Origin of the sequence: Bradyrhizobium sp. MOS003 (genome assembly GCF_003020125.1) — a bacterium.
Classification (GTDB): domain Bacteria; phylum Pseudomonadota; class Alphaproteobacteria; order Rhizobiales; family Xanthobacteraceae; genus Bradyrhizobium.
Window position 1 is genome coordinate 514,152 of record NZ_PYFW01000004.1, and the last position, 26,021, is coordinate 540,172.

25 protein-coding genes are annotated in these 26,021 nt (G+C 65.4%); 17 read left to right on the forward strand and 8 right to left on the reverse strand.

Annotated elements, in window-relative coordinates; genetic code table 11:
* Positions 1-16: 16 nt before the first annotated feature.
* The 3 genes from C7G42_RS21230 to C7G42_RS21240 form a co-directional block, all read right to left on the reverse strand.
* Positions 17-1,351 (reverse strand): dicarboxylate/amino acid:cation symporter, encoded by a 1,335-nt coding sequence (locus C7G42_RS21230; RefSeq protein WP_106950892.1) that lies wholly within the window; start codon positions 1,349-1,351, stop codon positions 17-19.
* Between the two features lie 84 nt (positions 1,352-1,435).
* Positions 1,436-1,993, reverse strand: coding sequence for a biotin transporter BioY (locus tag C7G42_RS21235; protein WP_106950893.1), 558 nt, complete (start codon positions 1,991-1,993; stop codon positions 1,436-1,438).
* Between the two features lie 89 nt (positions 1,994-2,082).
* Entirely contained in the window at positions 2,083-3,270 is a 1,188-nt protein-coding gene (locus C7G42_RS21240; protein WP_106950894.1) for a pyridoxal phosphate-dependent aminotransferase, read from the reverse strand.
* 190 nt (positions 3,271-3,460) lie between these two features.
* On the opposite strand from C7G42_RS21240, the gene C7G42_RS21245 reads away from it, so the two are divergent.
* From C7G42_RS21245 to aat, 10 genes are all read left to right on the forward strand, one after another.
* The gene (locus tag C7G42_RS21245; RefSeq protein WP_106950895.1) at positions 3,461-4,861 is read left to right on the forward strand and encodes a M48 family metalloprotease; all 1,401 of its coding nucleotides are present in this window, start codon (positions 3,461-3,463) and stop codon (positions 4,859-4,861) included.
* A 97-nt stretch (positions 4,862-4,958) separates the two neighbouring features.
* Positions 4,959-5,726 carry a DsbA family protein gene (locus tag C7G42_RS21250; protein ID WP_106950896.1) on the forward strand — a complete coding sequence of 256 codons (768 nt, stop codon included), beginning with the start codon at positions 4,959-4,961 and terminating at the stop codon, positions 5,724-5,726.
* Between the two features lie 207 nt (positions 5,727-5,933).
* Positions 5,934-6,719 (forward strand): DUF1236 domain-containing protein, encoded by a 786-nt coding sequence (locus tag C7G42_RS21255; RefSeq protein ID WP_106950897.1) that lies wholly within the window; start codon positions 5,934-5,936, stop codon positions 6,717-6,719.
* A gap of 256 nt (positions 6,720-6,975) precedes the next feature.
* Positions 6,976-7,443, forward strand: a complete 468-nt coding sequence (aroQ, locus tag C7G42_RS21260) for a type II 3-dehydroquinate dehydratase (protein ID WP_106950898.1) — start codon at positions 6,976-6,978, stop codon at positions 7,441-7,443.
* A 38-nt stretch (positions 7,444-7,481) separates the two neighbouring features.
* The gene (accB, locus tag C7G42_RS21265) at positions 7,482-7,973 is read left to right on the forward strand and encodes an acetyl-CoA carboxylase biotin carboxyl carrier protein (protein ID WP_106950899.1); all 492 of its coding nucleotides are present in this window, start codon (positions 7,482-7,484) and stop codon (positions 7,971-7,973) included.
* 80 nt (positions 7,974-8,053) lie between these two features.
* Entirely contained in the window at positions 8,054-9,412 is a 1,359-nt protein-coding gene (accC, locus tag C7G42_RS21270; RefSeq protein ID WP_106950900.1) for an acetyl-CoA carboxylase biotin carboxylase subunit, read from the forward strand.
* A 106-nt stretch (positions 9,413-9,518) separates the two neighbouring features.
* Complete coding sequence (locus C7G42_RS21275; RefSeq protein ID WP_106950901.1) at positions 9,519-11,045, forward strand: sensor histidine kinase; 1,527 nt, start codon at positions 9,519-9,521, stop codon at positions 11,043-11,045.
* Entirely contained in the window at positions 11,042-11,482 is a 441-nt protein-coding gene (locus tag C7G42_RS21280; protein WP_106950902.1) for a response regulator, read from the forward strand. Before C7G42_RS21275 ends, C7G42_RS21280 begins: the two co-directional genes overlap by 4 nt.
* The gene (locus C7G42_RS21285) at positions 11,479-12,606 is read left to right on the forward strand and encodes a sensor histidine kinase (protein WP_106950903.1); all 1,128 of its coding nucleotides are present in this window, start codon (positions 11,479-11,481) and stop codon (positions 12,604-12,606) included. Before C7G42_RS21280 ends, C7G42_RS21285 begins: the two co-directional genes overlap by 4 nt.
* A 62-nt stretch (positions 12,607-12,668) precedes the next feature.
* Positions 12,669-13,349: a leucyl/phenylalanyl-tRNA--protein transferase gene (aat, locus tag C7G42_RS21290; protein WP_106950904.1), complete on the forward strand. Its 681-nt coding sequence runs from the start codon at positions 12,669-12,671 to the stop codon at positions 13,347-13,349.
* A gap of 68 nt (positions 13,350-13,417) precedes the next feature.
* Here aat and C7G42_RS21295 read toward each other — a convergent pair whose 3' ends face one another.
* Positions 13,418-14,437, reverse strand: coding sequence for a DUF2155 domain-containing protein (locus C7G42_RS21295; RefSeq protein WP_199581044.1), 1,020 nt, complete (start codon positions 14,435-14,437; stop codon positions 13,418-13,420).
* A gap of 208 nt (positions 14,438-14,645) precedes the next feature.
* Between C7G42_RS21295 and lipP1 the strand changes: the two genes are divergently transcribed.
* The gene (gene lipP1, locus C7G42_RS21300) at positions 14,646-15,593 is read left to right on the forward strand and encodes a LipP1 family hormone-sensitive lipase (protein ID WP_106950906.1); all 948 of its coding nucleotides are present in this window, start codon (positions 14,646-14,648) and stop codon (positions 15,591-15,593) included.
* A gap of 116 nt (positions 15,594-15,709) precedes the next feature.
* Positions 15,710-16,723, forward strand: a complete 1,014-nt coding sequence (locus tag C7G42_RS21305) for a Na+-dependent transporter (protein WP_106950907.1) — start codon at positions 15,710-15,712, stop codon at positions 16,721-16,723.
* A 43-nt stretch (positions 16,724-16,766) separates the two neighbouring features.
* On the opposite strand, the gene C7G42_RS21310 is transcribed toward C7G42_RS21305, so the two are convergent.
* Positions 16,767-17,669, reverse strand: coding sequence for a LysR family transcriptional regulator (locus C7G42_RS21310; protein ID WP_106950908.1), 903 nt, complete (start codon positions 17,667-17,669; stop codon positions 16,767-16,769).
* A gap of 98 nt (positions 17,670-17,767) precedes the next feature.
* Between C7G42_RS21310 and bla the strand changes: the two genes are divergently transcribed.
* The gene (gene bla / locus C7G42_RS21315) at positions 17,768-18,652 is read left to right on the forward strand and encodes a class A beta-lactamase (protein WP_245427854.1); all 885 of its coding nucleotides are present in this window, start codon (positions 17,768-17,770) and stop codon (positions 18,650-18,652) included.
* Positions 18,653-18,668: 16 nt separating this feature from the next.
* Here the strand turns inward: bla and C7G42_RS21320 are convergent, their stop codons facing one another.
* The gene (locus C7G42_RS21320; RefSeq protein WP_106950910.1) at positions 18,669-19,607 is read right to left on the reverse strand and encodes a GlxA family transcriptional regulator; all 939 of its coding nucleotides are present in this window, start codon (positions 19,605-19,607) and stop codon (positions 18,669-18,671) included.
* 96 nt (positions 19,608-19,703) lie between these two features.
* On the opposite strand from C7G42_RS21320, the gene C7G42_RS21325 reads away from it, so the two are divergent.
* A complete protein-coding gene (locus tag C7G42_RS21325) occupies positions 19,704-20,390 on the forward strand; it encodes a DJ-1/PfpI family protein (protein WP_106951076.1) in 687 nt (228 codons plus the stop codon).
* A 493-nt stretch (positions 20,391-20,883) separates the two neighbouring features.
* Here C7G42_RS21325 and C7G42_RS21330 read toward each other — a convergent pair whose 3' ends face one another.
* Positions 20,884-21,291 carry an NADH:ubiquinone oxidoreductase subunit NDUFA12 gene (locus C7G42_RS21330; RefSeq protein WP_106950911.1) on the reverse strand — a complete coding sequence of 136 codons (408 nt, stop codon included), beginning with the start codon at positions 21,289-21,291 and terminating at the stop codon, positions 20,884-20,886.
* 245 nt (positions 21,292-21,536) lie between these two features.
* On the opposite strand from C7G42_RS21330, the gene C7G42_RS21335 reads away from it, so the two are divergent.
* From C7G42_RS21335 to C7G42_RS21345, 3 genes are all read left to right on the forward strand, one after another.
* Entirely contained in the window at positions 21,537-22,196 is a 660-nt protein-coding gene (locus tag C7G42_RS21335; protein ID WP_106950912.1) for a BA14K family protein, read from the forward strand.
* Positions 22,197-22,439: 243 nt separating this feature from the next.
* A complete protein-coding gene (locus C7G42_RS21340) occupies positions 22,440-22,862 on the forward strand; it encodes a response regulator (RefSeq protein ID WP_018322990.1) in 423 nt (140 codons plus the stop codon).
* Positions 22,859-25,138, forward strand: a complete 2,280-nt coding sequence (locus C7G42_RS21345; protein ID WP_106950913.1) for a CHASE3 domain-containing protein — start codon at positions 22,859-22,861, stop codon at positions 25,136-25,138. Before C7G42_RS21340 ends, C7G42_RS21345 begins: the two co-directional genes overlap by 4 nt.
* Here the strand turns inward: C7G42_RS21345 and C7G42_RS21350 are convergent.
* Complete coding sequence (locus C7G42_RS21350; RefSeq protein WP_106950914.1) at positions 25,104-26,000, reverse strand: DMT family transporter; 897 nt, start codon at positions 25,998-26,000, stop codon at positions 25,104-25,106. The two genes, C7G42_RS21345 and C7G42_RS21350, sit on opposite strands and share 35 nt — an antisense overlap.
* Positions 26,001-26,021 lie beyond the last annotated feature (21 nt).

The window sequence follows — 26,021 nt, forward strand, 5'->3', positions numbered from 1 at the left end:
CGTTGTCAGATCCAGATCAGTCCGTCGTGATCGCCGTCTCCATGTCGGTCGGATCGATCTGCCTGGAGAGGTTGGCGTTGAGCTTGTCGCGGTCGAGCTCACCCTCCCACCAGGCGACGATCACGCAGGCGACGCCGTTGCCGCACAGGTTGGTCAGGGCGCGGCACTCGCTCATGAACTTGTCGATGCCGAGCACGATCGCCATGCCCGGCACGAGGCGCGGATCGACCACGGCCAGCGTCGCCGCCAGCGTGATGAAGCCCGCACCGGTGATGCCGGAGGCGCCCTTCGAGGTCAACATCGCCACGACCAGGATGGTCAATTGCTGGCTGAAGCTGAGATCGTAGCCGAGCGCCTGCGCGATGAAGAGCGTCGCCAGCGTCATGTAGATGTTGGTGCCGTCGAGGTTGAACGAATACCCCGTGGGCACCACGAGGCCGACCACCGACTTGGAGCAGCCGAGCCGCTCCAGCTTCTCCATCAGGGACGGCAGCGCGCTTTCCGAGGACGAAGTGCCGAGCACGATCAGCAATTCGTCCTTGATGTAGGCCAGGAACTTGAAGATCGAGAACCCGGCCAGGCGCGCGATGATGCCGAGAACGACGAAGACGAACAGCGCCGCAGTGAGGTAGAAGGTGGCGATCAGCCCGACCAGATTGAGGATGGCGCCGGTGCCGAACTTGCCGATCGTATAGGCCATCGCACCGAACGCACCGATCGGCGCCGCGCGCATCACGATGGAGATGACGCCGAACACGGCATGGGCGGCGTCATCGATGAAGCTGCGGATGGTGTGGCCGCGCTCGCCAAGGCTCATGATCGCGAAGCCGAACAGCACCGAAAACAGCAATACCTGGAGGATCTCGCCTTGCGCGAAGGCGCCGACCACGGTGTCCGGAATGATGTGCAGCACGAAGTCGACGGACTTCTGCCCGGCGGCCTGCTTGGCGTAATTTGCAACGGCCGCCTCGTTTGCCGCCGCATTGCCGAAGCCCGCGCCCGGCTTGGCGAGATTGCCGACGAGGAGACCGATGACCAGCGCGAAGGTCGAGACGACCTCGAAATAAACCAGCGCCTTGACGCCGATGCGGCCGACCTTCTTGGCGTCCTGGATGTGGGCAATGCCGGAGACGACGGTGCAGAAGATGATCGGCGCGATCACCATCTTGATCAGCTTGATGAAGCCGTCGCCGAGCGCCTTGATCCATTCGTTGGTGGCGACCTGCGGCCAGAGCCAACCGACGATGGCGCCGAGCACGATGGCGATCAGCACCTGGACGTAGAGAACCTTGTACCACGGCTTGGCGACGGGCGGCGCGGGAGGCGCCCCCGTCATGGTTGTCGTCGTCATCGTTTCACTCCCCCTCAAAACACTGGGCCAGCCAAGATCAACTTGGCCGGCCCTGTCAATCGGAACTGCCCGCGCTTGCGCGTTTTACCGGCGGCGATCGATCAGCCTGCGCGCCGCCGGCATCAACGTTGCGCCAAGCGCATTCTTCACCAGCGAGGCCGCGACGAACGGCACGATGCCGACCTGAAAGGCCTTCTCAGCGCCCAGCCCGAGGCCGAACGCCAGCCAGCCGAAGCCGGCCGCCAGAATGACGATATGGCCGACAGCCATCGCTGCGAACAGCAGCGTCACGCTGCGATCCCAACCACGTTCGGCGAGCCAGCCGGTCACGAAAGCGGCCGCAATGAAGCCGAGGAGATAGCCCGCGGTCGGTCCGACCAGCGGCGCAATTCCACCGACCGGGCCGGCAAACACCGGCGCCCCGAGCGCGCCTTCCACGAGGTAGGCGACCATGGTTGCGCTGCCAAGACGCCAGCCATAGGCAGCGCCGATCATCAGCACGACCAGCGTCTGCAACGTCATGGGTACATAAGGCAGCGGCAGGTTGACCTTGGCTGACAGCGCCATCAAGGAGGTGCCGAGCGCAACCAGAACGACGGCACGCAGCGCGCCAACGGTTTCGCCCGGTCGGGTCGGCCACATCAAAGCGGCGAGAGGAAAATGCGGCGTGGCAGGGGTCGAGGCAGATCGGTCAGACAAGTTGAACTCCGGAATTGGTCGAAAACTGGCGGCTATTTAAGCCAGTGAGCGATCCGGTCAACTGCTTCGCGCATCTCTCCGGGCGAGCGCGCATAAGAAAGACGAATGAAGGAGCGGCCATGAACGGGATCGAAATCGAGCCCTGGCGTGGCCGCGACGCGGGCCTGTTCGAGCATCTGCTTGGCGAATTCGAAACTGTCGGAGGTGAAGTCCGAAACGTCGGCATAGAGATAAAATGCACCATCGGCCGGCAGGAACCTGGTGAGGCCGGCTTTCGGCAAACCCTCGCTCAAAATCCGCCGGTTTTCCTGGTAGCCGTGCTTGATCGCCTCCATCTCGGCTGCGCCGTCGAAGGCGGCTTCGGCGGCAATCTGTGAGAGCGACGGTACCGAGATCGAGAGGTTCTGCTGCAGCCGCTCGATCGGCCGCACCAGGATGTCAGGCACGACCATCCAACCGACGCGCCAGCCGGTCATGCAAAAATACTTCGAGAACGAGTTGATCACGAGTGCGTGCTCGGAGAGCGCCGCTGCGGTGACTGCCGGAAAGGCATAATCGAGCCCGTGATAGATCTCGTCGGAGATGAAACGGATGCCGGCGTCTTCGGCGGCCGCCATCAGGCTGGCGAGCGCTTCGCGCGACATCATAGTCCCCGTCGGATTGGCGGGGCTGCCGACCAGCACACCCTTCAGCGGCGCCTTGCGATGCGCCGCGAGCAACGTCTCGCCGGTGAGCGCATGGCGCGTCTCGTTGGTGGTCTCGATCAGCACCGGCTCGCAGCCTAGCGCGGTGAGGATATGGCGATAAGGCGGATAGCCCGGCACCGTCACGGCGACCCGGTCGCCGGGCTCGAACATCGACAGGAAGGCCAGGATGAACCCGCCGGAGGAGCCGGTGGTCACCACGATCCGGTCAGGGTTGACGTCGCAGCCATAGGCATCGCGATAATGGCGCGCGATGCGCTGCCGCAGGCTGGGAATACCGAGGGCGGACGTATAGTCGATCCGCCCCGCCTCCAGCGCAGCGTGGGCAGCCGCAATCGCGGTGCCGGGCGCGCCGGCCGCGGGCTGGCCGACCTCCATATGAATGACATGCCCCCCGGCGGCCTCGATTCGAGCCGCCGCGGCCATGACGTCCATCACCATGAACGGGGGAACATCGCTGCGGCGGGAGGGCTCGAGCCACTGCCCCAACCGGGTCCTCAATGTCGCATCGTGCATCGATTTCTGCTATTTCGCTGGCGGACCGGTGCGTCCGGCCCGGAAAACGGGGCGCTTGCGCCCCAGACTGGCCGCATTGTACGGCTCATAAGGGTAACGCTCGTAAGGGCATATCGCGTATCCGGTCCGCCGCCAATCGCCAAAACCAATCACGAAACTGCTGTCCAGACCGTTTGACCAAGACCGTTTGATGTCGTTCCAGATCGCATTGCGCAAGAAGGCCTCCGCCCTCACCGCCCTCGTCACGGCTGTGGCGATCACGCTGCTGCCGCTCCCGGCGGCGCGGGCGCAGCAGAAGGGGCCGCCGGTCCTGCGCGACACCGAGACCGAGCAGCTGCTGCGCGAATACACGCGCCCGATCCTGCGCGCCGCGGGTCTGGAGAAGCAGAACATCCAGATGGTGATCATCAACGACGGCTCGTTCAACGCGTTCGTCGCGGACGGCCGCCGCATCTTCGTCAATTACGGCGCGCTCCTTCAATCGGAGACGCCGAACCAGATCATCGGCGTGCTCGCGCACGAGACCGGGCATCTGGCCGGTGGCCATTTGTCCAAGCTGCGCGAGCAACTCGCCGCCGCCCAGACCCAGATGATCATCGCGATGCTGCTCGGCGCCGGCGCGATCGCTGCGGGCAGCACCCAGCGCAGCAGCGCCGGCAACAACGGGCTCGCCAACGCCGGTGCCGCCGCGATCTCCGCTCCGCAGGAGGTGATCCGCCGGACGCTATTGTCCTACCAGCGCCAGCAGGAGGAGAACGCCGACCGAGCCGGCGTGAAATTCCTGACCGCGACCCAGCAATCGCCGAAGGGTATGTACGAGACCTTCAAGCGCTTCACCAGCGAGAGCCTGTTCGCCTCGCGCGGCGCCGATCCCTATCTCCAGTCGCATCCGATGCCGGCCGAGCGCGTCGCCGCGCTTCAGGAGTTCGCCAGCTCCAGCCCGTATTGGAACAAGAAGGACGATCCCGCGCTGCAGCTCCGCCACGACATGGTTCGCGCCAAGATCTCCGCGTTCATGGAGCGGCCGGAAACTGTGTACCGCCGCTATCCCCAGACCAACGACAGCATGCCGGCACGCTATGCCCGCGCCATCAGCACCTATCTGCACGGCGATTTGCGCAGCGCGCTATCCCAGATCGACGCGCTGATCCAGGTGCAGCCCAACAATCCGTACTTCTACGAGGTCCGCGGCCAGGCCCTGTTAGAAAGCGGCAAGCCGGCCGAGGCGATCGCTCCGCTGCGTAAGGCCGCACAGCTTTCCAACAACGCCCCCCTCATCGAGATGTTACTTGGGCAGGCTCTGGTTGGAACCGATAATAAGGCCTACACCGACGACGCCGTTCGGATTCTCCGCGGTGCGGTAGCCCGAGAACCCGAGGCGGTGCTCGGCTATACCCAGCTCGCGATGGCCTATGGCCGGAAGGGCGACTATGCCGAAGCGGATCTCGCCTCGGCGCAAGCCGCTTACCTGCGCGGCGACAACAAGACCGCCCGCGAGCTCGCCACGCGCGCGAAAACCCGTTTCGCCGTCGGCACGCCCGGATGGGTCAAGGCCGACGACATCGTGGCGGCGAAGCCGGCACGCAACTGACGAACTCGAACGACGCCCGAACCCACGACGTCACGACACCGAGCTTAAGTCCGCCGGGACGTATTCCGAAACCTGCTTTGGATAAGAGGATTTGACCATGCCTTCGCTGCGCCTGCTTGCACCCGCGCTGTTTGCGCTCGCTTTGTTCGGCGCGGCCGCGCCCGCGTCGGCCGATAGTTTCTCCGATGGCCAGCGCACCGATATCGAGAAGATCATCAAGAACTATCTCGTCAGCCATCCCGAGGTGCTCGAAGAGGCGATGGCTGAGCTCAGCAAGCGTCAGGCCGCGGCCGAGACGCAGAAGCACGAGGCCAGCGTCGCGCAGAATGCAGACGCGATCTTCAACTCGCCGCGCCAGGTCGTGCTCGGCAACAAGGACGGCGACGTCACCTTCGTCGAGTTCTTCGATTACAATTGCGGCTACTGCAAGCGCGCGATGGACGACATGCTCACCCTGATGAAGAGCGATCCGAAGCTGAAGGTGGTGCTGAAGGAGTTTCCGGTGCTGAGCCAGGGCTCGGTCGAGGCGGCGCAGGTCGCGGTTGCCGTGCGCATGCAGGACCCCTCCGGCAAGAAATATCTCGATTTCCACCAGAAGCTGCTCGGCGGCCGCGGCGCCGCCGACAAGGCGCGCGCGCTTCAGGCCGCCAAGGAAGCCGGCCTCGACACCGCCAGGATCGAGAAGGATCTCGCCAGCCCCGAGGTGCGCGCCACCATCGAGGAGAACTTCAAGCTCGCGGAAGCGATGGGCATGAACGGCACGCCGAGCTACGTCATCGGCAAGCAGATCGTGATCGGCGCCGTCGGCGTCGAAGGCCTGAAGGAAAAGATCGGCATTGCCCGCTGTGGCAAGGCGACCTGCTGATCACACGACTTGCGATCCCGATTTGACCAAGGCCGGCTGAAAAGCCGGCCTTTTTCTTGCGCGCGAAGCTTGGCAGCTTCGTGCAGGGTCATTCATCTGGCGTTCAACAAACAAATGCCGCGGAACTGACCAAGTTCCGGAACAACTCACATCCCCTTTCGTTGTCGGCGCGGGCAATGACGCAAAGAACCACGTGAGGAGAATTCCATGTTGAACCGCTTTATGATCTCGGTTGCCGCCGCCGCACTTGTCGCGGGCGCCGGTGTGGCGAACGCACAGGGTATGAAAGGTGACACCGGTGGTGCGGCTGGTGCACAGCCGACGCAGCAAGCGCAGCCTTCGGGTGGCGCGGCAGAGCGCGGCGGCGCCATGAGCCGGGAGAAGGGTACGGTCGGCCAGGCCGGCGGCGCCATGAAGCCCGGCGGAGCCGCCGAGGAGAAGTCGTCCGGCGCGATGGAAAAATCCGGCACCATGGAGAAATCCGGCGGGATGGAAAAGTCGGGCGCGATGAACAAGAACGCGGCTGACGACAAGGCCGGCGCGATGAAGGGCGAGCACGCCCAGGGTGCGCAGGACAAGTCGAAGAGCACGATGGACAAGTCCCAGGCGGACAAGTCCAAGAGCACCGAGACGGACACCAAGAGCGGCAACATGAACGCCCAGACCAAGGGCGCGGACGGCAAGGCCGCCACCGACGGCAAGTCTCAGACCACGACGGGTAACGCGCCCGCCACCGCGCCTGCGCCGCCCGCCGAGAAGCGGACTGAAATCTCCACGGCGATCAAGTCGACCAAGATCGAGGAGACCACCAACGTCAACTTCAACATCTCGGTCGGCACCGCGATTCCGGCATCGGTCCACTTCCATCCGCTGCCGCCCCGGATCGTCGAGATCTATCCGCAGTGGCGTGGCTATGAAGTGATCTACGTCCGCGGCCAGTATGTGATCGTCCGTCCGCAGACGCGCGAAATCGTCTACATCATCGAAGGCTAAGCTGCCTCGCTGAACCCCAAATGGGCCCTTGCCGAGACATCGGCAGGGGCCTTTGGTCTGTACGTTGCCCTCCCCTGCGAGCCTCCCTCCGGCAGCCACGATTAGAACTGGTTAACAAGCAATTTCCGTGGCTTCCGCACAGGTTTTTGCACCGGGGATGAGGTACTTGAGGGCCCCTGGGAGGCCCTTCAAGGCTTCCCCTAGGCCGCTTTGTTACCTATAACCCCGCCACGCCGAAGCACCTGCCGGGATAGGAATGGCCGAACCAGCAACCGATACGATCCTCGTTCTCAACGGACCGAACCTCAATATGTTGGGGACGCGCGAGCCCGAGAAGTACGGCCACGCCACGCTGGCCGACGTCGAGGCGCTGTGCCGGGACACGGCCGCAACCTTCGGCCTCAAGGCCGACTGCCGGCAGTCCAATCGCGAGGGCGAGCTGATCGATTTCGTCCACGAGGCGCATGCCCGCAAGATGAAGGGCATCATCGTCAACGCCGGCGGCTATTCGCACACCTCGATCGCGCTGCACGACGCGCTGCTCGCGGTGCAGATCCCGACAGTCGAAGTGCATGTGACCAACATCCACGCCCGCGAGAGCTTTCGTCACCACTCCTACACCGCGCGCGCGGCTTTCGCCTCGCTCTGCGGTTTCGGCATCGAAGGCTACCGCCTCGCCATCCAGGGCCTTGCCGCCAAGCTTGCCATCAAGCCCAAAGCCTGAAGCCCCCTTCATCAGACAGAACATTCGGATCAAACAACATGGCGCGCCAGCCAGACGACAAAGCAGCCGCAAAGTTTTCCAGCGAGGATTCCGCGCTCGTCCGCGAGCTCGCCCTGCTGCTCGATGAGACCAGTCTCACCGAGATCGAGATCGAACGGGCGGGCCTGCGCCTGCGCGTCGCCCGCAACGTCAGCGTTGCCGCGACCATGCCGATGCAGATGACGACCGCTCCCGCCGCCGCACTTCCCGCAGCCTCCGCCGCGCCCGCCGCCACCGGCCCCGACCTGTCGAAGCATCCCGGCGCCGTCAGTTCGCCGATGGTCGGCACCGCCTATTGGTCACCGGAGCCCGGTGCCAAGCCGTTCATCGAGGTCGGCAGCAAGGTGTCGGTCGGACAGACGCTGCTGATCATCGAAGCCATGAAGACCATGAACCAGATCCCCTCGCCGCGCGCCGGCACGGTGACGCAGATCCTGGTCGAGGACGGCCAGCCCGTCGAGTACGGCGAGCCGCTCGTCATCATTGAGTGAGGGACTGGCGAACAGCGAGGAGCGAATAGTTCCTCTTCCCTGCCCGCCAATCGCTATTCCCCATTCGCCCCTGAGGCACCATGTTCGACAAGATCCTCATAGCCAATCGCGGCGAGATCGCCCTTCGCATCCTCAGGGCCTGCAAGGAGCTCGGCATCGCGACCGTCGCCGTGCACTCCACCGCCGACGCCGATGCCATGCATGTGCGCCTGTCGGACGAGAGCGTCTGCATCGGACCGCCGGCGTCCAAGGACAGCTATCTCAACGTGCCCGCGCTGCTCGCGGCCTGCGAGATCACGGGCGCCGATGCCGTGCATCCCGGTTACGGCTTCCTGTCCGAGAACGCCCGCTTTGCGGAGATCCTCGGCGAACACAATCTGCATTTCATCGGTCCCAAGGCCGAGCACATCCGCCTGATGGGCGACAAGATCGAGGCGAAGAAGACCGCCAAGAAGCTCGGCATCCCCGTGGTGCCCGGCTCGGACGGTGCGGTCGGCCCCGATGACGACGCGATGGCGATCGCCAGGACAATCGGCTTCCCCGTGCTGGTGAAGGCGGCGGCAGGCGGCGGTGGCCGCGGCATGAAGGTGGCGCACAGCGAAGCCGACCTCCTGATGGCGCTGTCGACGGCTTCCAACGAGGCCAAATCCGCCTTCGGCGATGCCTCCGTCTATCTCGAAAAATATCTCCAGAAGCCGCGCCACATCGAGATCCAGATTCTCGGCGACGGTCGCGGCGGCGCGATCCATCTCGGCGAGCGCGACTGCTCGCTGCAACGCCGTCACCAGAAGGTCTGGGAAGAGGGCCCCTCGCCCGTCCTTTCCGCCGCCGCGCGCGCCAAGATCGGCGAAACCTGCGCCAAGGCGATGCGCGACATGAAATATCTCGGCGTCGGCACCATCGAATTCCTCTACGAGGACGGCGAGTTCTACTTCATCGAGATGAACACCCGCATCCAGGTCGAGCATCCCGTCACCGAGAGCATCACCGACATCGACCTCGTGCTGGAGCAGATCCGCATCGCTGCCGGCGGCGATTTGCCGGCAAGGCAGGAGGAGATCCAGGTCATCGGCCATGCGATCGAGTGCCGCATCAACGCCGAGAATCCCCAGACCTTCCGCCCCTCGCCCGGCCGCATATTGCAATACCATCCGCCCGGCGGCCTCGGGGTCCGCATCGATTCCGCAGTCTACCAGGGCTACACGATCCCGCCCTATTACGATTCCCTGGTCGGCAAGCTGATCGTGCACGGCAAGACCCGCGCCGAATGCCTGATGCGGTTGCGACGGGCCCTGGACGAGATGGTCGTCGAAGGCATCGAGACCACGCTGCCGCTGTTCCGCGCCCTTGTGCGGGAAGGCGACATCATCAACGGCGACTACCACATCCACTGGCTGGAACAGTACCTCGCAGGCAAGACGGAACCCGCGCCGCGATAAATCCCTCTGCGTCGTGGAACCCTTTGGCCCCCATCGCGTTCCCGCTTTTGGGGTTTGTTCCCAGGGGGCACTTTGATTTCGACCGAGCCTGACAAGGCGGCCCGTCGTGACGGTTGACGCACAACGACGGCGCACATTTTGGCAGATCCTGCTGTTCTCAGCGGGGCTTTTGGTGCTGACAGGCATCAGCGTGGGTTCCGTTTACCTCGTCAACAAGGCGAGAGATGACAACAGATGGGTGGTTCACACCATCGAGGCGGAAAACCAGATCAATGCCCTGCTCTTGGAAATCCGGCGTGCGGAAAGTACCGCGCGCGGCTACGTCCTGACGCAAGAAGCGGTTTTCAGGACCGACCATGAGAGGGCGATCGCGGCGATCCTGCCGGCCCTCGACAGGCTCCGGCGCCTGACCGGCGACAACCCGGTGCAGCGTGAAAGCATCGAGAAACTCGGCGCGGCGATCGAGACCCGGCTCGGGCAGTTCGGGCAGGAAATGCGTTTCATCGGTCAGGGGCAGCCGGAGAAGGCCGCCGCAATTGTCCGCGAGGTTGCCTCCACTGACGCGACAGCCACGATCGCCAAAATCGCCTCGGCGATGATCCAGGAAGAGGAACGGCTATTCCGGCAGCGTACGGAAAACGCCGACCGCAGCCAGACATTCGCGGCCTCGATGACCGGCATCGGCTCGGGTCTCGTCGTGATGCTGGCGCTGATCTCGATCTGGCTGGTGCGGCGCTCGGCCCGCGCCCGCGACGAGGCTGAAGCGCGGCTGCGCGATGCCAATTCCAATCTCGAATCCATCGTCGACGAGCGCACGGCCGATTTGCGCGAGGCCAACGACGAGATCCAGCGCTTTGCCTATATCGTCAGCCACGATCTGCGCTCGCCGCTCGTCAACATCATGGGCTTTACCAGCGAGCTCGAAGAGCTCAGCGGCGATGTCTTCCGCCGCATCAGCAGCCTCGCCCACGTCCCTGCGGAGGGAGCCAGCCTTGCGCCGGCCGGACCGGGCGAGATCGCACTCGAGGGCGCCGACAAGCAGCTCTCGGACGATGTTTCCGAAGCGCTCAGGTTCATCAAGACGTCGATCGCCAAGATGGACCGGCTGATTTCGGCCATTCTCAACCTCACCCGCGAGGGCCGGCGCGAATTCCAGCCCGTGAAGATCGACACGCGCGAACTGATCGAGGCCATCGTTTCGACGCTGGCGCATCAGGCGGCCGAGGCCCAGGCCCAGGTCCACATCGAGCCCCTGCCCGACGTCGTGAGCGACCGCCTCGCACTCGAACAGATCTTCTCCAATCTGGTCGACAATGCGATCAAGTATCTGAAGCCCGGCGTGCCCGGCGAGATCAGAATTCGCGGGCGGACCAAGCTCGGCTACGCTATCTTCGAGATCAGCGACAACGGCCGCGGGATCGACCCGAAGGATCACCAGCGGATCTTCGACCTGTTCCGCCGGGCGGGAACTCAGGACAAGCCTGGGCAGGGCATCGGTCTTGCTCATGTGCGTGCACTTGTGCGTCGCCTTGGCGGCACCATGTCGGTATCATCGGAACTGAACGCCGGCAGCACCTTCACCATCACGTTGCCGATTGCCTGGAATGTGAACAACCGGAACGCAGATCGATGACCCAGCCTGTCACCATCATCATGATCGAGGACGACGAGGGCCACGCCCGCCTGATCGAGCGCAACATCCGCCGCTCGGGGGTCAACAACGAGATCGTCTCGTTCCCCAACGGCACGGACGCCATGCAGCATCTGTTCGGCGCCGACGGCAGCGGACTCGTGCAAAAGGGCAACGCGCTGCTCATCCTGCTCGACCTCAACCTGCCCGACATGAGCGGGATCGACATCCTGAAGCAGATCAAGGAAAACAAATATCTGAAGGCTTCGCCCGTGGTGGTGCTGACCACCACCGACGATTCCCAGGAAATCAAGCGTTGCTACGAGCTCGGCTGCAACGTCTACATCACCAAGCCCGTCAACTACGAGAATTTCGCCAATGCCATCCGGCAGCTTGGTCTGTTCTTCTCGGTCATCCAGGTCCCGCCCGCCGCCCCATGAACCAGCGCTCGCCAACTTTGCTTTACATCGACGACGACAGTGCGCTTGCGCGCCTGGTCGATCGCGGCCTGACGCGGCGCGGCTACAGGGTCGTCCATGCCGCCAGCGGCGAGGAAGGCCTCGAGCGCATCCGCCGCGCCTGTGCCCAAAGCAACGTCAACGGCAGCATCGACGGCGTCATCGACGTGGTGGCGCTCGACCAGTACATGCCCGGCCTCGACGGGCTGGAGACGCTGGAGCAGATCATGGCGATCCCGGGCTCGCCTCCGGTTGTGTTCGTCACGGCCTCGCAGGATTCCAGCATCGCGGTCACCGCGCTGAAGGCCGGCGCGGCCGACTATCTGGTCAAGGACGTCACCGGCGATTTCATCCCACTGCTCCACGTTGCCGCCGAAGGCGCGCTGCGCCAGGCCGAATTGCAGAGGGCGCGCGAGGAAGCCGAAGCCGAGATCCACGCCTCGCGCGATCGCTACGCAGCTCTCGCCGCCGAGCGCGAAATGCTGCTGCGCGAAGTCAACCACCGCGTCGGCAACTCGCTCCAGATCATCGCTTCGCTGCTGCACCTGCAGGCAAGCTCCGCCGCCCAGGACGAGGTCAAGGCGGCCCTGACCAACGCGATGGGCCGCGTCGCCGCGGTCGCGCAGGTGCACCGCCGCCTCTACACCTCGCAGGATCTGAAGAGCGTGGTCCTGAACCAGTATCTGGACTCGCTGCTCGAGGATCTCCGCCGCTCGGCCGAAGGCAACCGGATGTCGCGCCTGACGCTGAAGGCCGAGCCGATCGAGATCGATCCGGACCGCGCGGTCGCGGTCGGCATCATCGTCAACGAGCTGGTGATGAACGCGGTGAAATACGCCTATCCCGACCGCGCCGGCCCGATTCATGTCGAGCTGCACGCGCAGGGCGAGGATGTCCTGCTGTCGATCACCGACAACGGCGTCGGCGACAACGTCAAGGCCGATCCGCGCTCCACCGGCATGGGCCAGCGCATCGTCGCAGCCATGGCCTCCAAACTCGACGCCATCGTCGAGCGCGATCCCGCCCATTCGGGAACCCGGATCGTGCTGAAGTTCGCGCGCATGCCTGCAGCCCCCGGCAGGCCCAGCACCGCCGCCGCGAGCTGATCTTCGCGCCCTGCCGCGCCCCCCATCGCATCCGCATCGCGATCCTGCTATGATTGCGAACCATGACTTCGCGCGACTCCGCTCCGTCTGAAATCACACCGGCCGTGCTGCTGCGCGCCTATGCCTGCGGCATCTTTCCGATGGCCGAAAGTGCCGAAGATCCGACCCTGTTCTGGGTCGAGCCCGAGCTGCGCGGCGTCATCCCCCTCGACGGATTCCGCGTCGCCTCGCGGCTCGCGCGCACCGTGCGTTCGGATGTGTTTCGCGTCACCGTCAACACCGCGTTCAAGGCGACGATCGCCGGCTGCGCCGCGCCGCAGGCCGGACGCGAGGACACCTGGATCAACAAGCGCATCCGTGACCTCTATGGCGGCCTGTACGAGCTCGGCCATTGCCACAGCGTCGAGGCCTGGCAGGGTGAGGACCTCGTCGGCGGTCTATATGGCGTGAGCCTCGGACGGGCGTTCTTCGGCGAGAGCATGTTCCACACCGCGCGCGATGCCTCCAAGGTCGCGCTGGTGCATCTGGTCGCGCGGCTGATCCATGGCGGCTTCGAGCTGCTCGACACCCAATATGTCACGGACCATCTGAAGAGCTTTGGCGCGGCCGAGATCTCGCGGCGGCGCTACACCGCCCTGCTCGACAAGGCGCTCGCGGGCGAACCGGGCGATTTCCTGAAGCTCTCTGAGGGTGAGGCGATCCCGGGCGCGCGCGCACTCGAGATCATCGCCGCCAGGCAATGATCGATAGCCAGGCCTAGCGGCCAAACCCGGTGGGATTCGGCCTAACGGCCAAACCGCCGGGATTTGGCCTATCGGCCAAACCCGGGGATGCCGAACAGACCCGGTCGCTGCTCCGGCGGCGGGGGTGGAGGCGGAGGTGCCGGTTGCTGCTGCTGGATCGGCGGCAGAGGCTGCGGCGGACGCTGTTGCACCTGCTTCGGCGCGGCCTTCTTCTGCGCGGGCGGCGGAGGTGCAGGCTTGGTCGCAGGATCCGGCGCTGCCGTCGCAATGGTCTGCTGCGGCTCTTTGCAGTCGGTGAGCCAGATGTCGTAGATCGGGTGCTCGACGCCATGCAGGCCCGGGCTTGCCGCATACATCCAGCCGGAGAAGATCCGCTTCACCTCGCCCTGCAAGGTGATCTCGTCGACCTCGACGAAGGCGTCGGTGTTGGTGGCTTCCGTCGCCGGCCGCGTGTAGCAGGCGTCGGTCTTGACCCTGAGCGCGCCGAACTGGACGGTCTCGCCGATCTCCTCGTCGAAATTGATGATGCGCCCGGTGATCTTGTCGAGGCCCGAGAAGGTCGCCTTTTTGTTTACGATCTTCTGGGCGGGCGGCTCGGTGACGACCTCGTCGCCCGGCTGCAGGCTTGCGGGGGTCTGCGGCACGGCACCACCCGGCCCGCCCTTCTGCGGCGGCTGGCGACCCGGCGCGCCCGGCGGCGCGACCGCGGTGGACGGCAGCTGGTTTGGCGGGGCGACGGTGGAGCCCGGTGGCGGCGCCAGCGGCTGGGTCTCGACCGGCCCCGGCATCACATTGCCCTGCCGTCCCTGAGGCGGAGGCATCGGGCGCGACGGCAGCACGCGGCCCTGTGGCGGCAGCTCCGGCACCTCTTCGTCGTCATCGGGGAACTGCTGCGGCTGGGGCTGGCCGCGCGGAATGTTGCCGGGCGGCCGCAGCGGCGGCGGATCGGAAAAGATCGTGCCGATCTGCGCCTGGGCCGGCGTCGCGGCCGTCAGTGCGGTGGCGGCCAAAAGCGCCGCAAGACCTGTCAGGGTAATGGTTCGAAACATCTCGCGCGGCTTCAACAGCGAATCGGGCTTGTTGGACATTCTACAGGGGATACCGCCGCTCGCAGGCCCTCCGGTTAACACGGGGAATACGGCGGGGGAAGGGCGGCATCCCTGCCCTGTCCGCCGCCCGCTGGCCAGGGAGACTAACGGGTGGGATAGTCGAAAGGCCCCACCCAAGGGCGCGAGGCGGCATCGCCCCGAAAACGACCTCCAACGATCACCGGAAACCCCAGAGGTGCGCCCTTCCATGCCCGTTGTGCTCGATCCCTATGCCGCCGCCGTCTACAAGGCTTTCCAGGAGGCTGGCCGCCCCGCCTACGAAGCCCTGACCGCGCCGGAAGCGCGCGCCTATTATTCGCAGGCCCGCTTTGCCACCAATCCCGAGCCGCCCGAACTAGCCCGCGCTGCAGAGCTTTCGATCCCGGCGCCACACGGGGTGATCCCCGCCCGCCTCTACGAGCCCAAGAAGCCGCGCCGGCACGACGGACTGGCGCCGGCGCTGGTGTTCTTCCATGGCGGCGGCTGGGTGATCGGCGATCTCGACTCCCACGACGTCGTCTGCCGCCAGCTGGCCGACGCCGGCGCGCTGATCGTGATCTCGGTCGACTACCGCCTCGCGCCCGAGCACAAGTTTCCCGCCGCAACCGATGACGCCATCGCCGCGACCCAATGGATCGCGGCGAACGCACGCGAGCTCGGCATCGATGCCTCGCGCCTGTCGATCGGCGGCGACAGCGCCGGCGGAAACCTCACCGCGGTCGTGGCGCTCGCCGCGCGTGATGCTGGCGGCCCCGCGCTCGCAGGCCAGGTGCTGATCTATCCGGCGACCGATTTCGCCATGACGCACGGCTCCCACAGCGAGCCCGAGACCAGCGTGCTGCTGACGCATTCGGTGATCCGCTGGTTTCGCGACCACTATCTCAACGGGGCTGCCGACATCCACGACTGGCGCGCTTCACCGGCGCGTGCGCAAAACCTGGCGGGCCTTCCGCCGGCCTATGTGCTGACCGCCGGCGCCGATCCGCTGCGCGACGAAGGCCACGAATATGCCGCGCGGCTCGAGCAGGCCGGCGTATCGGTCACGACCAAGCACTATCCCGGCCAATTCCATGGCTTCTTCACGATGGCCAATCTGTTGCCGCAGGCCAATGTCGCCGTCGGCGAGATCGGCGCATGGCTGAAGGGACTGGGATAGCGAACTCCCGTAGCCCGCATGAGCGACAGCGACATGCGGGACCGCTCTCACCTCTCGCAAATATCTGTCCCGGATATCGCTGCGCTCATCCGGGCTGCGGACCGACACTCATCGCAATGCCGTCCACCCTCACAACCATCCTCGCCTTCCCGCTGCGCGTCCTGACATGGCTCGGCAGCCAGGGCACGCGCGGAGTCGCAGCTATCGTCTTCATCGCGGCCGCGGTGCCACCGCTCGGCGCGCTGCTGCGCCCCTATCTCACCGAGGCCATCCTCTGCCTGCTCTGTATCTCCTTCATGCGGGTCGATCTGGCCGCCCTTTATAGCCATCTGCGCCGACCGGCGCTGGTTGCAACTGCCACGGCCTGGACCACGATCGGCGTGCCGTTGATCGTCGGGGTGATCGCCCACGCCACCGGGCTCACGGCGCGCGCGCCCGGGCTTTCGCTCGCGCTGATGCTCCAGAGCATGGCTTCGCCGATGATGGCCTCTCCGGCACTGGCCGCGCTGATGGGTCTCGATGCCACGCTCGTGCTGATCACGCTGGTGACCTCGACCGCGCTGGTGCCCTTTACGGCCTCCCTATTCGCCGGCCTCTTCCTCGGCGACATGCTCAGCGTCACGCCGTTGACGCTGGGCCTGAAACTGCTCGGCATCCTCGCGGCCTCGCTGCTTGCGGCGACCGCCATCCGATGGATCTTCGGCGCGGAGGCGATCCAGCGTCACAAGACGCCGATCGACGGCCTCAACATCATCATCCTCTTCATGTTCGCTGCCGCGATCATGGGCGACGTCGTCAGCGACCTCCTCGCACAGCCGCTGTTCACCCTTGGCCTCGCGGCTCTCTCCTTCGCGATCTATTTCATCCTGCTTGCGATCACCACGCTGCTGTTCCGCCGCATCGGCACCGAGCGCGCGCTGGCGCTCGGGCTGATGGTGTCACAGCGCAATCTCGGCCTGATGCTGGCGGCCACGGCCGGCGCGTTGCCGCCCACCACCTGGCTCTATTTCGCGATGACGCAGTTTCCGATTCACTTGTCGCCCTACATGCTGATGCCAATTGCGCGGCGGCTGACGGCGCGAGCGAGAATCTCCGACAAAGCGACCTCGGGCACGCTGAGTTCTGGTTAGCATTGAGGACCTCGCTGACCGCGCTTCGCGAGACGGAGAAGGCTTACGCGCTGCGTGGCCTCTTTTTCTTGCACTCTACCAATATCCAGTCGCGAAATGCCTTCATCGCAGGTGAGAGCTTTTTCGATTTCAGGGACGTGAGCCAATAGGATCCCAGAAAGGCTCGACTGTCATAGGGGCAAACCAGCCGCTTGCGCGCCAGGTCGTCGGAAAACAGCACGACCGGCAGCAGCGAGACGCCGGCACCTTGAGCTGCCGCATGCGCCAGGGAGACCGACGAGTCAAACATAGGGCCGGTCATCCGCGGTTGCCTGCATTTTACCGCCTCGAACCAGTGCGCCCATTCGCCCGGCCGATACGAGCGCAACAGCACCTCCTTATGGAGGTCGACTGGATGTTTGAGACGCTTCGCGACGTCAGGCGCGCACATCGGTGTGAAATGAGCCTCGACCAGACGCTCGGCGTTCGTTCCGTGCCACGCGCCGTCGCCAAATCGAATGGCGTAGTCCAATCCTTCGCCGCCGAGGTCCACGCGATTGTTGTTCGCGAAGATCCTGACGTCGATATGCGGATGGCTCGAGGTGAAGCTCCCGAGGCGCGGAAGCAGCCAGCCCGACGCGAACGTTCCGACCACGCCGATGGCGAGGCTCTCACGCATGCGGCCATTCTCGAACCGATCCAGGACCTGACTGATCTGGCTGAAGGCGCTCGATATGACGGGCTGTAGCGCTTCGCCCTCTTCCGTGAGAGCAAGCCCGCGGGTCAGCCGCTTGAAGAGCTTGACGCGCAGACTCTCTTCCAGGGTCCGCACTTGCTGGCTCACGGCTGCCTGCGACACCCGAAGTTCGAGACCCGCTTTGGTGAAGCTCAGATGGCGCGCCGCCGCCTCGAATGAGCGGAGCGCGTTTAGAGGCAGGCTGGAAATGCTGGCGGGACGGCGGGCCATTTTGATCCAAGTTTTACTTATGGATGGCCTTACGAAGCATCGTTTGTCAATTGCCGGAGCCAGACGCAAAACCTCGCTGCAATTTACGGGAGGTCACGGTGCTCACACGACGTCAATTCGGCTCATCAACACTGGCGGCGGCCGGAAGTCTTTTCCTGCCGAGCGTCTCAGGCGCTGCGTCAGCTGGAACCGCACCGCTGATCGAAGCCATCAAACAGTTGGAGCTGAAGAGTGGCGGCCGGCTCGGCGTGTCCGTGCTCGACACAACGACTAGGGTTCCGATCCATCACAAGGGAGACGAACGCTTTCCCATGTGCAGCACATTCAAGGTCTTGGCTTCGGCGGCAATCCTCAAGGCCGCGAGCAGCAAGCTGGAAACACTTGAACGACGGGTTCGTATCGACCAGGCCGATCTCGTCGAGAACTCGCCCATCACCCGCGAGCACATCGGCGGAGAAGGAATGACACTTCGCGAGCTCTGCGATGCGGCCATCACCCGGAGCGACAACACGGCCGGTAACGCGCTTCTGAAAAATATCGGCGGTCCGGCCGGCTTGACCAGCTTTGCGCGGAGCCTCGGCGACGACATCACCAGATTGGACCGAACTGAAACCGAGCTGAACGAGGCCACGCCGGGCGATCCCCGCGACACCACGACTCCAAATGCGATGGCCGCGAACTACCGACGCTTGCTGCTCGGTGACGTCCTGCCTCCGGAAGGGCGTGATCAACTCGGCCAATGGCTCATCGCCAACAAGACCGGGGATACTCGTTTACGCGCCGGGCTGCCGCAAGGCTGGCGTGTGGGCGACAAGACCGGAGCAGGTGAAAATGGCACGACCAATGACGTCGCGATCGTTTGGCCGCCCAAGCGTTCGCCGCTCATCATCGCGGTCTACCTCACCGGCGCATCGCTCGACCCAAATGGACGAAATGATGTGATCGCATCCGTCGGTCGGGAGGTCGGCAAGGCCTTCGGCTGACAATCGTGTACCCGTCCTACCCCGCCCGCGCCGCGCGCCGCAGCGCCTGCGGCGGTTGGCCGAAGGCGCGGATGAAGGCGCGCCGCATGCGCTCGGGATCGCCGAAGCCGGTCGCCTCTGCGACCAGCTCGATCCCTTCGCGCGAGGACTGCACGCGTTCGCGCGCGACTTCGAGCCGCAGCCGCTCGATCGCTTTCGACGGCGTCGTGCCGGTCTCGGCGGCGAAGGCGCGGGCAAAATGCCGCGCGCTCATGCCGGCGCGATCGGCGAGGTCCTCCACCGTGAGCGGCGCGTCGAGATTTTCGCGCGCCCAGGACAACAGCGCGCCGAAGCGGCCGTTTGGCGTCTTCAACTCCAGCAACGAGGAGAACTGCGACTGGCCGCCGCTGCGGCGGTGGTAAAGCACGAGGTGCCGCGCCGCCTCCTGCGCGACCTCCTCGCCATGGTCCTCGGTGACCATCGCGAGCGCCAGATCGATGCCCGCGGTGATGCCGGCCGAGGTCCAGACATTGCCGTCTCGGGTGAAGATCTGGTCCGGCTCGAACTTCACCTTGGGATAGCGCGCGACGAAATCGCGCGTCCGTCCCCAATGCGTGGTGGCGCGCCGGCCGTCGAGCAGCCCCGCCTCAGCGAGCACATAGGCGCCCGAGCAGACGCTCGCGACGCGCACGCCGCGCCGCGCCAGCCGGTGCACGAAGGCGCGCGTGACCTCGCAGCGCGCGGCATCCGCTACGCCCGCGCCGCCGGCGATCACCAGCGTCGTGATCGCATTCGCCGACTTGAAATCCCGCGCCATCATCTCGACGCCCGACGAGCTGCGCACCAGTCCCGCGCTCGCGGCCAGCAGGCGTAGCGCAAGCGTCTTGCCTGTGCAGCGCGCCGCGACCTCGAACACCGAGATCGGGCCAGCCGCATCGAGCAATTGGAAATCAGGGAAAATCAGGATGCCGATCATAGGGGGATGTCCGAAATAGAGGGAATTACGCCATTCCAGACACAACCGCACCATGCCAGTCTTCGCTCGTCAAGCTCATCTTTGGAGGACCTGCCGATGTCGTCACCGCTCCAGATCGGTCTTCTGGTATTTCCGCGCGTCACCCAGCTCGACTTCACCGGCCCCTTGCAGGTGTTTTCCATGGTGCCCGGCGCGAAGCTGCATCTGATCTGGAAGCGGATCGAGCCGGTGCCGAGCGATTCCGTGCTGACGCTGACGCCGACCACGACATTCGCCGAGTGCCCGCAACTCGACGTGATCTGCGTGCCCGGCGGCGGCGGCACCAACGACCTGCTCAACGATGAGGAGGTGCTCGATTTCCTGCGCAGGCAGGCCGAAGGCGCAAAGTATGTCACCTCCGTCTGCACGGGCTCGCTGGCGCTCGGCGCCGCCGGTCTGTTGAAGGGCTACCGCGCCGCGACCCATTGGAGCGCGATGGAGATGCTCGGCCAATTCGGCGCGACGCCAACGAAGACACGCGTCTGCATCGACCGCAATCGCATCACCGGCGGCGGAGTCACCGCTGGAATCGATTTCGCGCTGACGCTGGTCTCCCTCATGGTCGATCGCACCACGGCGGAAGCAATCCAGCTCCAGATGGAATACAACCCCGCCCCGCCGTTCAATTCGGGCTCGCCCGACACCGCGCCTGCTGAAGTCTTGGCCTTGCTGAGAGAGCGCGGCGCGCAAAACCAGGCGCGGAGGCTCGAGGCGGTCAAGCGAGCGGCGGAGCGAGTGAACTAACCTCTCCTCTCTGTCCAGGACGCGCTGCGGCGTGCAACCTGCTGCGCAGAGCCGGGACCCAGGATGCCACACGGTCCGCTGCCGCATGGGCCCCGGCTCAGCAGCGCACCACCTTCGTGCTACGCAGCGTCCGGGGCACGAGACCTCGCACAAGCCTCCGAAAGAAAAAGGCCGCTCGGTTTCCCAAGCGGCCTTTCCTGTCTTACGGTGGCTGCACATTCCATCGGGCGATTTCGGAACTTCCAGACCGGGGGCCTATCTCCCGATCGAGTCCTGCTCGGCGGCCGCTGCATCTCGGGACAGTCGCGAACTGTTGCCCGAACCGAACGCGATGGTCTCCCATCTCCGTAAGATCGGGTCATTGAGCCGCATCGCTCGCGCGGCTGCAACGCCCGCGCAGACGCGGTCCCCGCTGTTCCCGTTGTCCACAGCAGGGTGAGGCGGATGCGGGTGCATCCAACCGAACGATCGAGATTGATGGCGGACGGAAAGCCTAGCCAGGCGTCCAGGGCTGATAATCGCCGGTCGCCTTCGGCCGCTTGCCGCTGGCCAGCGTCGAGCCCGAAGGGCGATAGGCGTTGGCCGTGCCGGTGAGATTGGGCTGGTGCGGTTTTTCCCACTCGCGCGGCTGGTAGTTCTCCTGCGTCGGCGGCACATCAACGGTGTGATGCATCCAGCCGTGCCATGAGGGCGGGATCCGGCTGGCTTCGGCGTAGCCGTTATAGACCACCCAGCGCCGCTCGAAGCCAAGCGTCGGATCGACCACCCCGCCGCGGGTGCGATAGTAGAGATTGCCCTGCTCGTCCTGGCCGACCAGCTCGCCGTACCGCCTGGTCCAGAGTTGGGTGCCAAAAGTCTGGCCATTCCACCAGGTGAAGAACTTGAGGAAGAACTGTTTCATGCGGCAAGGGCCCTGCTTCGTCGGGTCCTGATGCCATCCGGGCGGCGAAATGTCCAGTTCGGCGGGAGCGGCGCCCCCTCCGCAGCTGCGCATCCCGTGACACCCAAGTTGCCGCAAATCGGACGCGATCCGTTCATGCCGGGTACATCGCCCGTGCGCAAATTTTTCATTTACGCGCAAACCGGCGTGATCCCAGGAACCCTAGCCCTTTCGTCGGGTTTGCTTCCGGGAAAAGGAGTTTACTCATGAAAAGTCTGAAAGTTTTGAGTGCCGCTGCGGCGGTAGCATTGGTTCTCCCGATGGCGACGCCGAGCTTCGCGCAGGGCCTCGGTGGTCGCGGTGGCGGCGGCGGTGCACACATCGGCGGTGGCGGCGGCGGCGCTCACTTCGGTGGCGGGGGCGGCGGCGCACGCATGGGCGGCGGCGGATTCGCTGGCGGAGCGCGGATGGGCGGCGGTGGCGCCGCGTTCCACGGCGGTGGCGGCAATTTCGCGGCCGGTGCAGCGGTCCGCCCGAGCGGCGGCACTTCCTTCACCGGTGGCGCAGCCCGTAACTTTGCGGCCGCCAGCGGCGGTACCTGGCAGGGTCGCGGTGGCAACTGGAGCGGCCGCGGCGGCAATTGGAACGGCGGGCACTATCATCGTCACGGCGGCGGCGGCTTCTGGCCCGGCTTCGCGACGGGTGCCGCAATCGGCGGAATTGGCTCCTACGCTTATTATGGCGGCGGCGGCTATTACGGCGACCCCGACTACTATGGCGACAGCTACTATGACGAGCCGTCGGTCGCGGTCGTTCCCGATGGCGGCGGCGATTCCGTGGCCTACTGTTCGCAGCGCTACAAGTCATATGACCCGGCTTCGGGCACCTATCTCGGCTATGACGGCCAGCGTCACCCCTGTCCGTAAGCACTCGAGTCTCGCTTGAAGAGAGGCGTCGCATCGCTGCGACGCCTTTTTTCGCGTTCCTTGCGCCTCAGCGATTTCGCACGCATCGGGGCATTGGCCGCAAATGATGCTTACGCGTCGAAGCAACCGGACCTTTATTCACTGCACCGTGCATATCTACCCTGACCCAATCCAAAATTGACCCGAGACACGATTCGCGGATATCACCCATCACAGTGGGGACTTCGATGACTGGGAAGTGTCATGCCGCGTATTCTCGTGGTTGATGACGATCCGATGGTCGGCGCGACCATCGAGGTCCTCCTCCAACGTCAGGGCTTCGACGTCACGCTGGCCGACGGTGGCGAAACAGGACTGGCTGCGCTGGAAGCGCAGGCCTTTGAGGTCATGCTCGTAGATATCTTCATGCCGCATATGCGCGGCTTCGAGTCCATCCGCATCTTTCACGAGCGCGCGCCGGCTACTCCGTTGATAGCGATGTCCGGCTATGCCTTCGCTTCATCCGCCTCGCCCTCTCCCGATTTCCTCCGCATGGCGCTGGAGCTCGGCGCCACGCGCTGCCTGCGCAAGCCGTTCACGCCGGAAGCGCTGCTGACCACGATCCGGGAATGCCTCGCCGGTCCAGGCGAGAGCGCACAGCCGAAGGACAAGAAAGAAGCCCCTTGATCCCAACGCAGCGCGTCATTCTCGGTGCTGGACTTGCCATCCTCCTGATCATCACCGCAGCCTCGATCGCCCTCGACGTCAAGTCGCGGTCCGACGCGACGTGGGTTCATCAGACCGTCCGGGTACAGAAGAATATCTCGGATCTGCGCGTGCTGCTGCGCCGCGCCGAGAGCGCCGCGCGCGGCTATGAACTTTACCGTAGCCCTGCCTTCAACGCCGAATTCCAGTCTGTACAAGCCCAGATCGCGCCGGCGCTCGCCGAACTCAAGCGCGGCGTGCGCGACAATCCGGATCAGGTCAAGCTGCTGCAGGGCACAGAACCGCTGGCCCTGCGCCGGGTCGAGATCGCGGCCGAGGCGATGCGCCTGCGCGCGGCTGGCGACGAGGCCGGCATAGCCGCGCTCAGCAGCAAGGCCGAGGGCCGCGGCCTGATGGACGCCGTGATGGGCAACCTCGACCATCTGAGCGCGGAGGAGGAACGCGTGCTCGCCGCGCGCTCCCAGGATTCGCGCCGCACCGGAATCGTGCTGCTCGGCATCGACGTCGCCGGCGCCCTGCTGATCCTGCTGCTGGTCGCGCTGGTGATGCGCGAGAGCCGGCGCGCGACGGTCGAGCTCGAGAGCACGCTGAGCGAGACCACGGCTGCCAACCACGCGCTCGAAGCGGCGGTGGCCGAGCGCACCGAACACCTCGTCAACGCGCATGACGAACTGCGCCTGTCGGTCAACGTGCTCCAGAGCACGTTTCACAGCATGGCGGAGGCTGTGCTGGTCATCGACGCCGAGGGCAACGTCCTGCTGTCAAATCCGGCCGCAGAGCGCATGCTGCTGCATCACACCGGCATGAACCTGCGCAATCTGCGCGCGCTGTCGGATGTGTTTCACGGCGACGGCGTCACGCCGCTCAAGGCCGACGAGCTGCCCTCGGTGCGCGTGCTTCGCGGCGAGAAGTTCGAGGACATGGAGATGATCGTCCGCCCGCACAGCGGCAATCCTCCGCGTCATCTCATGGTCAGCGGCCGGCCGATGCTGAACGGGCAAGGCGACATTTCCGGCGCGGTGCTGGTCTATCACGACGCGACCATGTCGCGCGAGACCGAGCGCCAGCTGTACCAGTCGCAGAAGCTGGATGCGATCGGCAAGCTGACCGGCGGCGTCGCGCACGATTTCAACAACATGCTGACCGTGATCTCCGGCAACACCGAGACGCTGGTGGCGAGCCTGAAAGGGCAGCCCGAGCTCCAGCGCGTGGCGAGGCTGATCGACGAGGCCGCCGAGCGCTGCGCCGAGCTGATCCAGCATCTGCTCGCCTTCGCGCGCAGGCAGCCGCTGCAACCGCGCAACGTCGAGATCAACGCCGCGATCGCCGACATCGCAAAACTCCTGCGCCCCACCCTCGGCGAGCAGATCCAGATCGAGACCGTGCTGGAACAGGGGCCGATGACCGCGCATATCGATCCGTCCCGGCTCACCAATGCCGTGCTCAACATGGCGATCAACGCGCGCGATGCCATGCCGAACGGCGGCAAGCTGCTGCTGGAGACCCACCGCGTCGTGCTGGACGAGGCCTATGCGCAGGCCCATGCAGACGTGGTGGCCGGCCCCTACGTCATGCTCGCCGTGAGCGACACCGGCACCGGCATGTCGCCCGACACTCAGCTGAAGGCGTTCGAGCCCTTCTTCACCACGAAGGAGGTCGGCAAGGGGTCAGGCCTCGGCCTCTCCATGGTCTACGGCTTCGTCAAGCAGTCCGGCGGCCACATCAAGATCTACAGCGAGGAAAGCCACGGCACCACGATCAAGCTCTACCTGCCCCCGGGCGAGGGCATGGCGGACGTGGCTGCGGCCGGCGCGCCGCAGGTCGAAGGCGGCGCCGAAACCATCTTCGTCGTCGAGGACGACAATCTCGTGCGCACCTTCGTCACCGCGCAATTGCAGAGCCTCGGCTACAAGACGATTGCCGCCCCCGACGGCAAGACCGCACTGGAACTGATCGCGGCCGGCCAGCCGTTCGATCTCCTCTTCACCGACGTCGTCATCCCCGGCGGCATGAGCGGGCGCGACCTCGCCGACAAGGTGGCCAGGCTGCGGCCGGGCGTGAAGGTGCTGTACACCTCCGGCTACACCGACAATGCCATCGTCCACCACGGCAAGCTCGACGACGGCGTGATGCTGCTGACGAAGCCCTATCGGAGAAACCAGCTCGCCGAGACGATCCGGAAGGCGCTGGGCGGCGGGGCGGCTAGCGCGTCGCCAGCACCACCGCCGCCAGCGTGAAGATCAGCGCTGCGATCTGGCCGGGTCCGAGCGGCTCGCCCAGCGCAATCGCCGAGGCGACGACGCCGATGACCGGCACCGCCATGGTGCCGATCGCGGCGACCGAGGCCGGCAGGCGGGCGAGCGCTGCGAACCAGCTGACATAGGCGATGCAGAACTGCACCACGGTCGAATAGACCAGCAGCCACCAGCCGAGCGGCGTTACGTTGGAGAGGTGCGTGGTCTCGACCATGAGGCCGATGATCGAGATCGGCAGGCAGCCGATCCCGATCTGCCAGGCCGCAGCCGCGATCGGCGGCAGACGGATCGGGTATTTCTTCGAGAACACCGTGCCCACCGCGAAACCGAGCGCGCCGGCGAGCGCCATGACGATGCCCGGCAGCTTCTCGACGCTGGCGGCGATCCCGTTGCCGCCCATGATCGAGGCAAGCCCGACGAAGGCCATCACCAGCCCCAGCGTGCGCAGCAATGTCGGCCGCTCGCCGAGCACCGGCCAGGCGATGATCGAGGCCCAGACCGGCATCGTATAGGCGATCAGCGCCGCCTCGCTCGCCGGCAGCCAGAGCAGCGCCAGCCCCATCAGCACCATCCAGCCGGTGACGTTGAGCACGGCGGCGGTGATGAGGCGCGGCCAGATCTCGCGCGCCACCTTCAGGCTGTCGCCGCGGACCAGGGCCAGCGCCGCCAGCAGCACCGCCCCGAGCACGCCGGTCACCCCGCGTAACGTCAGCGGCGGCAGCTCGGAGAGCAGGAATTTGGTCACCGGCCAGTTGAAGCCCCAGCCGATCGAGGTGATCGCGAGGAACATCAGGCCGGCCGGGGCGATGCGCGGCCGCGCATCCCGGCGGGTCGAATCAAGCATGTGGGTGGTCCGGCAAAATCT